A 14,716-nucleotide genomic window follows, 5' to 3' on the forward strand; every position below is an offset into this window, starting at 1 on the left:
CACGCAGGGGAGGTGTGGTGCGCGAGACGTCGGGGGTGACGGCACGGATCGCCGCGGCGATGACGCTGGCCCAGTCGGGCGGTCCGGCCGAGGCCGCGCTCGAGATCAACACGCTGCTGACCGAGCTCGGGCCGGAGCCCAGCCATGAGCGGGCCGCGGCCGAGTACGTGCGGGCTGTCGCGGCGCATCACGCCACCGACGCGGTCGAGGCGCTGGACGCCGTCGACGGCTGCATCCGGGTCGCCCGGGCGATCGACGAGCCCGGCTGGGAGGCGAACGCGATCGCGATTCGGATCGTCACGCTGATCCGCACCGGCGAGGGCGGCGACTCGGTCGCGGACCTGGTCGCCGCGGAGAACGCGCTCTCGCGGACCCGCGACCTCGGGCTGGCCGGCTGGGCGCACACCGGCCTCGGCTACGCCTACGACCTGCTCCGGTTGTATGAGCTGTGCATCCCGCACTTCGAGCTCGCCGCGGAAGGCGACCACGATCCCCTCGGGCTGGCCGAGGCGCCCGCGATCAACCGGCTCAATCTGGCCGAGTCCAACCTGCGCTGGGCGCACGAACTCGAGCGCCTGGGCGACACGTCGTACGACGAGGAGATCCGCGACCGGAGGCGGTCCGCGCACAAGTGGGCAGGTGAGGCGGTCGAGGTGATCGTCCGTGCCGACCTGCTCGGGTACTGGCCGATCGCCGGCAGGCTGTGGCTGGCCGCCAGCAACGACCAGACCGACGCTGCCGAGGCCGCAGTGATCCTCAAGGACTGCAGGGACCAGCTGGCCAAGCTGGGCGACCTGGAGCTCGCTGCGATCGCCGGCGCCTACCTGGCCAAGGCATACGCCACCATCGGACGGCTCGACGACGCCATGGAGGCTGCGCACCGGGCCGGGAGCGACCTGCCACCCACATCCGATCCGCCGGTCGAGGCACTGATCCGGCACACGACTGTGCTGATCGTGGCGGAGTCAGGCGATCCGGGAGCGGTGGCCGGGCTGCAGTACGCGCGGGCGATCACCAGAGGCTGGTGGGCGGAGCGGTTGCGCGGTCTGTACGCCGTACGCAGCGCACTGGCCAACCATGAGCTCTCGATCCGGCATGACGCGGAGTGGCGGGCCGCACGGGAGGATCCGCTGACCGGTGTGGGCAATCGCCGGGCGCTGGACGAGCGGATGTCGGTCGCGCACGACGCCGGCCGGTCCGTGGCGGTGATCGCGATCGACGTGGACAACCTCAAGGTGATCAACGACAGCTACGGGCACGCCTGCGGAGACGACGTACTGCGTCGTGTCGGGCAACTGCTGTCCGAGCAGTGCCGGGCCGAGGACGTGGTGGCGCGGGCCGGTGGGGACGAGTTCGTCGTCGTACTGGACAAGCCGGACGAGCGTGGTTCGCGGGAGCTGGTGGAGCGGATCAAGGCCGCGGCGGAGCGGGAGGCGGCGCTGGCTCGGGAGCCGTGGTTCGCCATGCTGCGGCTCAGCATCGGGCAGGCGAGCAGCACCGACGGTACGCCGGTGGCCGACCTGCTGACCGAGGCCGATCGGCGGATGTACGCCGAGAAGCGCCGGCGCCGTCAGTAGTCCAGAAAGCCTTCCACGACAAGGCGTCTGACCGCCGGCAGGTACTCGCGGTATACATCCTGCAATGGACGATCGAGCAGGTCGGCGAGTGCGCCCAGGATCTGCCCGGCACTCAGGTCGCCGTCGCACGCGCCGACGAAGCCGGCCAGCACGGTGTCCGCCTGTTCCGCCCGTCGCATCCCACGCTGGCGCCGGAGCACGATCGTCGCGGGGTCCTCGGCACCCGGCTGACCGCTCGTCTCCTGGACCACGTCGTCCGCCAGCACCAGGTGCAGGCCGGTGAAGTCGTCCGGCAACCCCTCTGCCCGCTCGAACCGGCTCAGTACGTGCGGACCGATCGGCCGCTCGATCTCGTACGGCCAGGCCTCTGCCTCGAGCGCGCCTTCCACGTTGTGCACGGTGATCCAGCCCATGCCGATCGCCTCGACTGCTTGCTCGTCGAGCCAGCGCATCCATTCGTCGTACTTGGCCGTGTACTGCGGGGACCCGTGCAGACCGGCGTCACGCAGCCAGAGTTCGACGTACTCGGACGGGTCGAGCTGCCCGCGCTGCACCGCCCACGCGGACCGGTCACCCGTCCAGCCGGCGATCCGGTCCTGCCAGTCTTCACCGCGCACGCAGGTCCAGTTGGCGAGCAGTTGGCACCAGCCACCCTCGGTCAAGTGGTACGGCGCCTGCCGCACCAACTGCTCGACCACGGCGTCGCCGGCGAACCCGGTCTCGCGGTAGGTCAGCCCACCACCCGGTGGCGAGATCACGTACGGCGGATTGCTCACGATCAGGTCGAACCGCTCACCACTGACCGGCTCGTACAGACTGCCTTCGCGGACGTCGAGGTCGATCCGGTTCAGCGCGGCCGTCCACCGGGTCAGCTGGAGCGCTCGCGGATTGACGTCGGTGGCGACGAGTTGGTTGACCCGGTCGGCCAGGTGCAGCGACTGGATCCCGCAGCCGGTGCCGATGTCCAGCGCTCGCTCGGCCTTGATCGGCACGGTTAGATGGATCAGGCTCAGGCTGGCCGGGGCGATCCCGAGCACGTAGTCCGACCGCATCGGCTCCCGCCGCCCGTCGAGCCCGGGCGTGAGGTCGGCGATCACCCACCACTGCCGGTCGTCCTCCGCGAACGGCCGGATGTCGAGCGCCGCCCGCGCCTCGCCGCCCTCGACCGTGATGATGCCTAGAGCAACCAGATCGATACCCGGAACCGCCTTGCTCACAAGGCTTTCCGGCACTGGGTGCTGCAGCAGGAACAGCCGGATCAGAGTGTCGAGGTCGTCCCCGCCGGAGGTGCGCCGGCCCGCAAGAGTCGTCTCGTTGCGGGCCAGCGCCCCGTTGGCCTGGGGACCCAGCCGATCGGCCACACCGTCCACCGTGTACCCGCCCGCCGCGAACGCCCCCCGCAGCGCATCCACGTCCATCCCCGTCAGCTCACTCACACCCACATCCTCCCACCCCCAACATCCCGCATCCCCACCCCCGCATCCCCACCCGGCGCGAACCCTCCAACTCGAGGGCTATCCCCCGAGTTGGAGGGTTGCCCACTGAGAATCTGAGGGGGCAACCCCAGATCTCAGTGGGCAAGGTCGGGCGATTATGGGTTGCAGGTCAGCTTGGCCTGCGCCCAGTCGGCGTGATCGCTGGTGACGCCGTCGCCGCCGTCGGTGACCTGCAGGGTGAGGGTCTGGCCGCCGGCCACGTTCACCGAGACGTCCGCGTTGGGCGACGTACCGGTGAGGAGATCCGAGGTGTACTTGGCGACCCCGTCGACCAGGACCTTGAAGCTGACCTTGCCGCGGTCCTCCATCTCGTCGTCCACCCCGACCTTGGCGGTGAAGGTGGTGCAGTTGCCGCCGAGGCGCACGCTGGCCGACGACGGCGCGTGGGTGCCGAGGCCCTTTGCGTACTGCACGCCGTCGAGAGTGATCGGGCCACCGTCACCGGCACCGTCTTCGCCGTTACTGCGATCCCGCTCCACGGGCCCCCAGCCGTTCGTCGAGTCGAGGAACTCCAGGTCGCTCACCCACTGCTCGCCAGTAGGTGCCGGTGGCAACGGTTTGTCGGCGATCGTGGCGGCGAAGAAGCCGAGCCCACCGCCGGGCAGCTTGATCGCCTTGACCGTCTTCCCCGGATCGAGCGGTACGGCGGTGTAGAAGACCCGGTAGTCGGTCGTGGTGTTGCTCAGACCCGCTGGTGTGTAGCGGCCCTTCACCGACACCGCGAGCTTGGCGCCACCGGTCGCCGGGTCCTGGCAGCACCAGTTCGGTAGCTGGAACGTGCCCTGGGACTCGGAGCCGTCGGTGTAGATGATCGTCACCGTGCCGCGGGCATTGAGACTCGCACCCGCACCCAGCAGCGCGAGGTGCGTACCGGTGCCGGAGACCAGGATCGGGGCCGACTGGTTCTTCACCAGGTTGGGCGTTCCGGGCACTCCGGTCGGCCAGGTGAACTGCGCGTCCTGGACGGTGACCGTGGCACCCGGGGTGTAGCCGGCCGTGGCAAGAGCCTCGCCGTTGTAGCTGTCGCCGGATCCGTCGAAGTTGCCCTGGGCATAGGTTGCGGCGTCGCTGATACCGACCACGTTCGCGGCCTGGGACAACGATGCGTAAGGCAACTGAGCCGTTGCCACGGCGTTGTTGGCATAGCTCTTGCCCTGGGCAACATAGCTGGCTTTCAGCTCCAGCGTGAAGCTTGCGGGCTTGACGTCGGCGGCAGGGGTGACCTGCAGCTTGGTCGTGACCGTCTTGCCCGGAGCCACGCCGGCAAAGGTGTTCGAGCCGGTGACAGTCCAGCCGCTGGGGACCTGGACGTCGAGGCGCACGTCGCGGGCGGTCGTCGTGGTGCCGTTACGGAAGGTGGCGGTCACCTCGGTGGCCTGCCCCGGAGCGTTCCAGAGCGAGGGAGTGGTGAGCTCCGGAGTGCCGAAGGTGTTGGTGACCGTGCTGCCACCGCCGACCGAGGAGGTGCCGGCGAGCCGGACGACCGCGGTGTGTGTGGTGGAGATCGGTGCGGTGTCGATCCGGACGACGCCGTTCTCGTAGGTCCAACTGGTCCGGCGTCCGTCGACCGTGACCTCACGCGGCGCGGTGCCGGTGTGGACGGTGAGCTCGTACGGACGGGTCGCCGGCTTGCCGGTGTACGAGCCGACGCTGGCGCCGATCTTCACGGTCACGTCACCACGGGACTGCGTCGGCGCGTCCACAGCGAAGGTTTGCTGAGCCGACGTGGCCGAGCGGGTGACGCGGTCGTCCTCGTAGAGCGTGAAGGACGACTTGCCCTGCGGATAGATGTCGACCGAGAGCCGGTCGCCGAAGCCCTGCTCGGCGGCATTGTTGATCCCGGCCTTCCACATCGGCACGACCGCTCCGGCCTTCACGAACAGCGGCAGTGCGTCGAGTGCCGCGTGATAGCCGTTCACCGTGGTCGGGCCCTGGTAGACCCGGCCGGTCCAGTAGTCGATCCACTGGCCCTTGGGCAGGTAGATACCGTTCTTCACCTCGTCGGCGCCCCACATCGGCGCGACCAGGAACTCCTTGCCGGCCAGGAACTCGTACTTCGTGGTGTCGTCCCAGGTCTTCGGATCGTCCGGGTATTCCAGCACCAGTGAGCGGTTGAGCGGTGCTCCGGTCCGGTGCGCCTCAGCGGCGTAGGTGTAGAAGTACGGGAGGAGGCGCTCGCGGAGCTTGAGGTACTTGCGGTTGATCGAGGTGTACGGGTCGCCGTACGCCCACGGCTGCTTGTACGCCGGGGTGGACCAGCCGGACATCGTCATGAAGGCCGGGTTGAACACCTTCCACTGCATGTCCCGGACGTACGAGGTGGCCGAGCCGCCGAAGATGCCGTCGACGTCACCGGCGCTGTACGCGATACCGGAGTTACCGGAGCCGGTGATTGCGGGGATCTGCCACTTGATCGCGTCCAGGGAACCACTGTGGTCACCGGTCCACTGCACCGCACACCGCTGCGCGCCGGCCCAGCCCTCCACCATCCAGGCGAATCCACGGGCGTTGCTGTACTGCTCGATGCCGTTATGCGCCGTGTCGCAGGCACTCAGCGCGTAGCGGTAGCCAGGGCCGACCCAGGCGACGTCCAGCTTGCGTACGCGAACCCCTGCCTCGCCGACCTCGGCCGGCTGCCGGTCCAGCGAGGACTGCGTCCACAGACCCATCTGGAGGTTGCGCTGCCGCAGTTCGTCACCGGTCTGCTTGAGTGCAGGGATGTCGCGCTTGCCCCACCACGTGCCGTCGACCTGCTCGGAGTCTGTGGTGGCGGAGTAGCCGCAGCCGTAGTCGTCGTTGACCAGCATCCAGCCGCCGGGCATGTCCTCGTCCTTGAACCGCTGAGCCACCTTCACGGCGTCCAGCGTGGTCACCTTGTCCGGGTTGACCTTCCAGTCGTTGCTGGGGTCGGGGTCCGTCCCGTAGTGACCGCGGTTGTAGCAGTCGGAGTCGCCGTACTCGAGTCCGTAGATCGGCGGCATGAACGGCCGGCCGGTGAGCTCGGTGTAGCGGTCCAGCGAGGTCTTGAGGTCGCCGACGAAGTAGTACGCGTCGAACCGCTGCTCGTCGTGCGTGGCGACCACGGGGCTGGTGAAACTGTAGCTGCCCGGGCTGAACGTGTTCCGCAGTACGCCGTACCCGGCCGTGCTCATGTAGTACGGCGAGGCGTTCGGGTTGCCGCCGTCCTCCCAGTTGAAGTCGGCGGAGATCTTGATGGTCTGGTCGCGGTGCGAGAAGCGGCCGTTCTGCATGCCGCCGCCGAAGAACTGCTCGTTCGGGCCGCGGCCGAGCGACTGGGTGGTCGACGTGTCGTTCCAGGACAGCGGAGCGGTCTCGGCCCAGACCAGCTGGCCGTTCGTCCGGTAGAGGGAGAACTTCAGCGGCGACTTCTGCGCGCGGACCTCGACCTTGCCGGTCGTCAGCGAGTAGTAGGAGCCGCGGTCCCGCCAGGCCGTGTGCGGAGTGCCGTAATCGGTCCTGGTGACGATGGTCGACGCCGGCGCGTTCGGATCGGTGGGCGGCGTACCGGCCGGGTCGGTGAAGTTCCCGTCCGGCGCCAGCCAGAGCCGGAAGACGTCGTCCTTCAGAAAGACCACGCGCACCTTCGCCGCGCCGGCGCTGAGGGTGTACGTCGCCTTGTCGGCGGAGAACCCGGTCACGTCACCGAGCGTGGTGCCGCCGGCCGCGGTTTGGGCGGTCGCGGGGCCGCCGTTGACCAGAACACCGGTGATGACGGCCATGGCGGCGGCCGCGACGATTACTGAACGTTTCATGCGGACAAAGATGCTCACGAGTGCCTCACTTCACGCATCAATGAACAAGATGCGGTCATTGAAGCGCAGAGTGGTCGGCTTGTCACGCGGTCGGCCGTCATCAAGTTGAGACGGGGTCTCCATCACAGGGTGAAAACCGGCGATGACGATGAGTCGCATGGCGAACCCGCGTCCCATCAGCACCACCCGTCACTCACTCACCAGGCGCGCACTCACCAGGCGCAGCCTGCTGACCGGCGGGCTGGCCGCAGGGTTCGCGCTGGCCGCTCCTGGCCTGGCCCGGGCGGTCCCGATCGATCCGGACGCGACCGCCCGCCCCGCCGGCGACCCGGACTTCCATCCGGTGAAGTTCCGGCTGCCGGCGCCGACCGGTCGGCGTGCGCTCGGGACGACGGCGATCCACCTGGTCGATCAGTCCCGGCCGGATCCGACCATGCCCAGCGGACGCCGGGAGCTGATGATCAGTCTCTGGTATCCGGCCTCGGTGTTCGGCGCCGCGCCCCTCGCCAAGTACATGCCGGCCCGGACCGCGGTCGAGGTGGACGACGCCTGGACCGGTGAGTACGGGCTCGCGCTGCCGACCGGGTCGTTCGACTTCGCCGGGACCGTGACGCAATCGCGCGTCGACGCGCCGATGCAGCCGATCCGGCATCCCGTCGTCCTGTTCTCGCCCGGGTATCAGTACAGCCGGTTCGTGAACACCGCGCAGGTCGAGGACCTGGCCAGCCGCGGGTACGTCGTGGTGACGATGGACCACACGCACGAGACGCCGGTCGAGTTCCCCGGCGGGCGGTTCCTGCCCGGCGTACCGGCCTCGCAACTGCCCGATCCGGACTTCACCCGGCAGGCGGTCGAGACCCGGACCGCGGACGCGCGGTTCGTCCTGGACCAGCTCGAGCGGATCGCCGCCGGCGAGAATCCCGATGCCGAGGGCAACGATCTGCCGGACGGTTTCCAGGAGGGTCTGGACCTGCGCAAGGTCGGCATGTTCGGCTTCTCGCTCGGTGGGTACGCGACCGCCAACACGCTGCTCGAGGACGAGCGGGTGCTGGCCGGCATCGACCTGGACGGCAGCCTGCAGGACGACCCTGCGAAGGGCCCGCTCGGCGAGGTGGCCCGGAAAGGACTGCACCAGCCGTTCCTGCTGTTCGGCTCGGGCGACACCCAGCGGACCGATCCGGGCAAGGAGTACTACGACCCGTCCTGGGCGAGCTTCTGGGCCGCCCAGCGTGGCTGGAAGCTGAATCTGTGCCTGGCCGGGACCAAGCAGAAGGCGTTCACCGACTACCAGTTCATCTTCGATCAGCTCTTCCACGAGATCTACGGCGACGACCCGATCATCACCTCCGTGATGAAGGCTCTCGTCGGCGGTGCGGAGCCGCAGCGCAGCGTGCTGGCCCAGCGCGACTACATCGCCGCCTTCTTCGACCAGACTCTCCGCCGCCGCCCGTCCCTTCTGCTCCGCGGCGACTCCCCAAAGTTTCCGGAAGTCCACTTCGCCCGCTGAGACGGCGTACGCTCGGAAAGCTCGGGCGGGGCTCGGGGAGGTCAACCGGGGCAAGCTGTGACGCGCGTGAGAGTGGGTTGTTGGCCACACTCTGGAACCCTGAGGGGTGTAATCGGGCCCGCACCGGTTACCGTGCGTTGAGAAATGCGTTGCCGTCGGCCGTACTCTGTCCTCGGACGGGGTCGGAGTGTGCTCGGGGGAACAGACGTCCGGTCGCGGGCGTTGTCGGCAGGACGAGAAGGCGAGAGCAAGGAGCGCAGTGGCAGGGGCAGCAGGGACGAAGACATCGACGGGCAGCCGCCTGGTGATCGTCGAGTCGCCGAAGAAGGCGCGGATGATCGCCGGCTTCCTGGGGTCCGGGTACGTGGTGGAGTCGAGCTTCGGCCACATCCGGGACCTGCCGAGCGGGGCGGACGAGATCCCGGCGAAGTACAAGGGCCTGCCCTGGGCGCGGCTCGGCGTGAACGTCGAGGACCACTTCGACCCGCTGTACGTCGTACCGGCCGACAAGCGGGCGCAGATCCGCAAGCTGAAGGACCTGCTCAAGGGCGCCGACGAACTCTTCCTCGCCACCGATGAGGACCGCGAGGGCGAGGCGATCGCCTGGCACCTGCTGGAGGAGCTGAAGCCGAAGGTCCCGGTCAAGCGGATGGTCTTCCACGAGATCACGCCGAAGGCGATCCAGGACGCGGTCGGCAACGCCCGGGACATCGACGAGGACCTGGTCGACGCGCAGGAGGCCCGCCGCATCCTCGACCGGCTGTACGGCTACGAGGTCTCGCCGGTGCTGTGGAAGAAGGTGATGCCGCGGCTGTCGGCGGGCCGGGTGCAGTCGGTCGCGATCCGGATGGTCGTCGACCGCGAGCGTGAGCGGATCGCCTTCCGGAGTGCGTCGTACTGGGATCTGGACGCCACGCTGGACGCCGGCGAGAGCCGGACGCCGCGGCAGTTCCCCTCCCGCCTGGTCTCGGTGGACAGCAAGCGGGTGGCGCAGGGCCGCGACTTCAGCTCGATCGGTGAGCTGAAGGGCGCGAACACGGTCCACTTGAACGAGGAGACCGCGACCGCGCTGGCCGGCGCGCTGCGCGACTCGCAGTTCTCGGTCCGGTCGATCGACTCCAAGCCGTACACCCGCAAGCCGTACGCGCCGTTCCGGACCACCACGCTGCAGCAAGAGGCCGGCCGCAAGCTCGGCATGTCCGCCTCGCAGACGATGCAGATCGCCCAGCGGCTGTACGAGAACGGCAACATCACCTACATGCGAACCGACAGCGTCACGCTGTCGGACACGGCGATCACGGCCGCCCGGGCCCAGGTCCGCGAGCTGTACGGCGCGTCGTACCTGCCGGACAAGCCGCGGGTCTACACCTCCAAGGTGAAGAACGCGCAGGAGGCGCACGAGGCGATCCGGCCGGCCGGCGAGGTCTTCCAGACCCCGGCGCAGACCGGTCTGTCCGGCGCGGAGTACCGGCTCTACGAGCTGATCTGGATGCGTACGATCGCATCCCAGATGAAGGACGCCGAGGGCCGCAGCGTCTCGATCAGGATCGACGCGACCGCGTCGACCGGCGAGAAGTGCGAGTTCACGTCGTCCGGCCGGGTGATCACCTTCCACGGCTTCCTCAAGGCGTACGTCGAGGGCGCGGACGACCCGTCCGCCGGGACGGACGACCAGGAGACCCGGCTGCCGGATGTCGCCGAGGGCGACGTGCTGCCCGCGATCGAGGTGCTCGCCTCCGGGCACGAGACCAAGCCGCCGGCGCGCTACACCGAGGCGACGCTGATCCGGGAGATGGAAGAGCGCGAGATCGGGCGGCCGTCGACGTACGCCACGATCCTCGGCACGAACGTGGCCCGCGGGTACATCTACAAGAAGGGCCAGGCGCTGGTGCCGGCCTGGCTGGCGTTCGCGGTGGTGCGGCTGCTCGAGGAGCACTTCACCCGGCTGGTCGACTACGCGTTCACGGCCACCATGGAGGACGTCCTCGACGAGGTCGCCTCCGGTGACCTGCAGCGCGAGGGCGTGCTGTCCCGGTTCTACTTCGGTGATGCCGACCTCGAGGGCCTGCAGTCGATGGTGAGCGACCTGGGCGACATCGACGCCCGGGAGATGTCGACGTTCCCGGTCGGCGGTGACGACAGCGGCATCGTGCTCCGGGTCGGGCGCTACGGGCCGTACGTCGAGGACAAGGACGAGCGGCGCGCGAACGTACCGGAGGACCTGCCGCCGGACGAGCTGACCGTCGAGAAGGCCCAGGAGTTGCTGTCCCAGCCGTCGGGTGTCGAGCACGAGCTCGGTACGGCGCCGGACACCGGCCTTCGCGTGGTTGCGAAGGCGGGCCGGTTCGGACCCTATGTGACCGAGGTCCTGCCGGAGGACGCGCCGAAGGGCGCGAAGCCGCGGACCGGGTCGCTGCTGAAGTCGATGGCACTGGACAGCATCGGCCTCGACGACGCGATGAAGCTGCTGTCGCTGCCGCGGGTGGTCGGCAAGGACCCGGCCACCGGCGAGGAGATCACGGCGCAGAACGGGCGCTACGGGCCGTACCTGAAGAAGGGCACGGACTCGCGGTCGCTGCAGACCGAGGACCAGATGTTCGACATCACCCTCGAGGAAGCGCTGAAGATCTACTCCGAGCCGAAGCAGCGTGGGCGCCGGGCTGCCGCGCCGCCGCTGAAGGAGCTGGGCGCGGACCCGGAGTCCGGTCAGCCGGTGGTGGTGAAGGAGGGCCGCTTCGGTCCGTACGTGACCGACGGCGAGACGAACGCGACGCTGCGCAAGGACGACTCGGTCGAGACGATCTCGCTGCTGCGCGCCGCCGAGCTGCTGGCTGACAAGCGGGCTCGCGGACCGGTGAAGAAGACTGCCAAGAAGTCGGCCACCAAGAAGACCGCTGCGAAGAAGACGGCGGCGAAGAAGACCACCACCACGAAGAAGGCCGCCCCGAAGAAGACCACGGCCAAGAAGACGGCGGCGAAGAAGTCCTGAAAGAGGGTGCGCCGGTGACGAGTCCGGTCGAGGTCAGCGCGCAGAGACTGCGGGAGCGGGGTGAGCGGGTCACGCCGGCTCGGCTGGCGGTCGTCGAGGTGCTCGCGGGCACCGAGGAGCACCTGAGCGCGGAGCAGATCGGCGAACGGGCCGAGGAGCTGCGCCCGGGGATCCACCGTGCCACCGTCTACCGTGCTCTCGACGCGCTCGGTGAGTTCGGTCTCGTCACGCACGTCCACCTCGGCCGGGCGGGGACGACGTACCACCTGGCGGGGGATCTCGCGCCGCGCCACCTGCACCTGCGTTGCTCCGAGTGCGGGAAGGTGTACGACGCTCCCGGCGACATCCTCGAGTCGGCCCGGAAGAAGGTCCAGCGCGAGCTCGGCTTCCAGCTCGCGCCGGAGCAGGTCGCGCTGATCGGCATCTGCAAGGACTGCCGCAGCTGACCCGATCCGGCCATCCCTGTCCATATCTGTTGATCGGTGTGGATTTGTGAACAGGGTTGGACTTAGGGTCGGTGGGTGTGACGGATGATCTGAGCTATGTCGAGGACTTTGCTCCCGGCGCCAACGTGCTTCCCCCGAGGGCCTGGCTGGACGACGACTCGGCCAAGCTGCCGCTGTCCGGCGACTGGAGCTTCCGGCTGTCGCCGAGCGTGGCCGACGCCCCGGACGACCTGAAGGACCCGGACACCTCCGGATGGGACACGATCGCCGTCCCTGGTCACTGGCAGCTCAGTGGGTACGGCGCTCCGGCGTACACGAACGTGGTCTACCCGTTCCCGCTCGAGCCGCCGTACGTGCCGACCGACAACCCGACCGGTGACTACGTCCGGACTGTGGCGATCCCGGCGGACTGGGCCGGCGCCCGCGTGGTGCTGCGGTTCGAGGGTGTGGACTCGCGGTTCGCGGTGCACGTCAACGGCGAGCTGGCCGGCTGGTCGTCCGGTTCGCGGCTGCCGTCGGAGTTCGACGTCACCGACCTGGTTGCCCCGGGCAAGGAAGCGCGGATCGCGGTGCGAGTTCACCAGTGGTCGGCGGGCAGCTACGTCGAGGACCAGGACATGTGGTGGCTGTCCGGGATCTTCCGCGAGGTCAACCTGATCGCCCTGCGTCCGGGTGTCGCGACCGACGTTTTCGTCAAGGCGGCGTACGACCACGTCGACGGTGCCGGCACGCTGCTCGTGGAGTCCGACGTACCGGGCACTGTCTCGGTGCCTGAGTTGGGCCTGGAGCTGGCGACCGGCGAGCACACCCGGATCGAGAGCGTCGAGCCGTGGAGCGCCGAGGTGCCACGCCTGTACGACGGTGTGCTCCGGACCGAGGGTGGTGAGGTGCGGCTGCGGATCGGCTTCCGCACGGTCGCGATCGTCGACGGCATCCTGACCGTCAACGGCAACCGGGTGCTGTTCAACGGCGTGAACCGGCACGAGTTCCACCCTGACCGCGGTCGCGCGCTGACCGAGCAGGACATGCTGGACGACGTACTGCTGATGAAGCGGGCCGGGATCAACGCGGTCCGGACCAGCCACTACCCGCCGCACCCGCACTTCCTCTCGCTGTGCGACTCCTACGGCCTCTACGTGATCGACGAGTGTGACCTGGAGACGCACGGGTTCGGGTACGAGCCGCAGCCGCCGAAGCTGCCGAACCCGGTGATGGACCCGCGGTTCCGCGACGACCTGGTGGCGCGGATGGCGCGCACCGTGCACCGGGACAAGAACCACCCGTCGATCATCATCTGGTCGCTCGGCAACGAGTGTGGGATGGGCGAGAACCTGCGCGCGATGTACGACCTGGCGAAGGGGCTCGACCCGTCGCGGCCGGTGCACTACGAGCGCGACACCGAGGCCGAGTTCGTCGACATCTACTCGCGGATGTACACCTCGCCGGAGGGTTGCGCGGAGATCGGCGCGGACTCCTCGCTGTACCGGAACCTGCCCTTCATCCTGTGCGAGTACGGCCACGCGATGGGCAACGGGCCGGGTGGACTGCTCGAGTACCGCGACGTGTTCGACAAGTACCCGCGCTGCCAGGGCGGCTTCATCTGGGAGTGGATCGACCACGGCATCCGGACCACGATCGACGGACGCGAGGTCTACGCGTACGGCGGTGACTTCGGCGAGGCGATCCACGACGGGAACTTCGTCTGCGACGGGCTGCTGTTCCCGGACCGGACGCCGTCACCCGGCATGCTCGAGTACGTCAAGGTGATCGAGCCGTTGCGGATCATTGCTGACGGCAACGGTGGGGTGTCGATCACGAACCGCTACGAGGTCCTGGACACGAGTCACCTGACGTTCACGATCGTGACCGAGGTCGAGGGTGAGCTGGTCGGCAGCGGAAATCTGCCGGTCCCGGCGATCGCTCCGGGCGAGACCGTCTCGGTGGAGTTTCCGCCCGGCGTGATCAAGGCTGGTGACGCGGGTCGACCCGACACCTGGGTGACCGTGTCGGCCGAGCTCACCTCGCCGACCGCGTGGGCCGAAGCCGGACATCGGATCGCCTGGGGTCAGATCCGGCTGGACGAGCCGGCTGAGCCAGCGGCTGTTGTCGGTGGGTCGCCCGCTGACGGTGAAGCAGGCGTCAATGGGATCACCGTCGCCGGTGTGAAGAACGCCCGGCTGGAGGTCTGGCGGGCGCCGATCGACAACGACGCGATCCCGGGGGTCGCTAAGGCTTGGCGGGAGCAGGGTCTGCACCGGGTGCAGCACCGGATCGTCTCCCAGGGTGAGCGCGACGGCGCGTGGGAGGTCGTGACCCGCACGGCGCCGCCGCAGCTGCAGTGGGGTCTCGTCAGCACCTGGCGCTGGACCGCTGTCGACGACGCGGTCGTTCTCGAGCTGAACGTCGTACCCGAAGGCCTGTTCCCCGAGGTGCTGCCGCGACTCGGCCTCACCTTCGAGCTGCCGAAGGTGGAGCGCGTCGAGTGGTTCGGCACCGGCCCCAACGAGGCGTACGCCGACACCCGCGAGGCCGCCGCGGTCGGGAAGTACTCGGCCACCGTCGCCGAGCTGCAGACGCCGTACGTCCGCCCCCAGGAGAACGGCCACCGCATCGACACGCGCTGGGCCACCCTCGACGGCCTGCGGATCCAGGCCGTCGGCGAGCTCTTCGGTCTGACGGTCCGGGACTGGACCAGCCAAGCCCTCGAATCCGCCCACCACACCGCGGACCTGGTCCCCGGCGACACCACCTACGTCACTCTGGACATCGCCCAAACCGGCGTAGGCACAGCCGCCTGCGGTCCCGCCCTCCCCGACCGCGACAAACTCAAAACTGCCCCCGCCCAGCTCTCCCTCCGCTTCACCACGACGTAGGCACCCCACCGCACGGACCGCCAGGCCATCACAACGACGCGCACCCGGCCACCTC

General features: G+C 68.9%; 7 protein-coding genes. 5 read left to right on the plus strand and 2 right to left on the minus strand.

The window, feature by feature from the left end:
* The first annotated feature begins 17 nt into the window (after positions 1 to 17).
* Positions 18 to 1,577 (plus strand): diguanylate cyclase, encoded by a 1,560-nt coding sequence (locus ACXC9Q_RS37270; protein ID WP_457061356.1) that lies wholly within the window; start codon positions 18 to 20, stop codon positions 1,575 to 1,577.
* Here ACXC9Q_RS37270 and ACXC9Q_RS37275 read toward each other — a convergent pair.
* Entirely contained in the window at positions 1,571 to 3,013 is a 1,443-nt protein-coding gene (locus ACXC9Q_RS37275) for a DUF7059 domain-containing protein (RefSeq protein ID WP_457061357.1), read from the minus strand. The genes ACXC9Q_RS37270 and ACXC9Q_RS37275 overlap by 7 nt on opposite strands.
* A 155-nt stretch (positions 3,014 to 3,168) precedes the next feature.
* Complete coding sequence (locus ACXC9Q_RS37280) at positions 3,169 to 6,846, minus strand: NPCBM/NEW2 domain-containing protein (RefSeq protein WP_457061358.1); 3,678 nt, start codon at positions 6,844 to 6,846, stop codon at positions 3,169 to 3,171.
* A gap of 157 nt (positions 6,847 to 7,003) precedes the next feature.
* On the opposite strand from ACXC9Q_RS37280, the gene ACXC9Q_RS37285 reads away from it, so the two are divergent.
* The 4 genes from ACXC9Q_RS37285 (at position 7,004) to ACXC9Q_RS37300 (ending at position 14,661) form a co-directional block, all read left to right on the plus strand.
* The gene (locus tag ACXC9Q_RS37285) at positions 7,004 to 8,353 is read left to right on the plus strand and encodes an alpha/beta hydrolase family protein (protein ID WP_457061359.1); all 1,350 of its coding nucleotides are present in this window, start codon (positions 7,004 to 7,006) and stop codon (positions 8,351 to 8,353) included.
* Between the two features lie 259 nt (positions 8,354 to 8,612).
* Complete coding sequence (gene topA, locus ACXC9Q_RS37290) at positions 8,613 to 11,342, plus strand: type I DNA topoisomerase (RefSeq protein WP_457061360.1); 2,730 nt, start codon at positions 8,613 to 8,615, stop codon at positions 11,340 to 11,342.
* Between the two features lie 14 nt (positions 11,343 to 11,356).
* A complete protein-coding gene (locus ACXC9Q_RS37295; protein WP_457061362.1) occupies positions 11,357 to 11,788 on the plus strand; it encodes a Fur family transcriptional regulator in 432 nt (143 codons plus the stop codon).
* A gap of 77 nt (positions 11,789 to 11,865) precedes the next feature.
* Positions 11,866 to 14,661, plus strand: coding sequence for a glycoside hydrolase family 2 TIM barrel-domain containing protein (locus tag ACXC9Q_RS37300; protein ID WP_457061364.1), 2,796 nt, complete (start codon positions 11,866 to 11,868; stop codon positions 14,659 to 14,661).
* Positions 14,662 to 14,716: the final 55 nt, after the last annotated feature.

The sequence above is a fragment of the Kribbella sp. CWNU-51 genome, from assembly GCF_054073265.1.

Coding starts and splice junctions, on each gene's coding strand:
- ACXC9Q_RS37280 (WP_457061358.1), bottom strand. CDS start 6,846: ATGAAACGTTCAGTAATCGTCGCGGCCGCCGCCATGGCCGTCATCACC.
- ACXC9Q_RS37285 (WP_457061359.1), top strand. CDS start 7,004: ATGGCGAACCCGCGTCCCATCAGCACCACCCGTCACTCACTCACCAGG.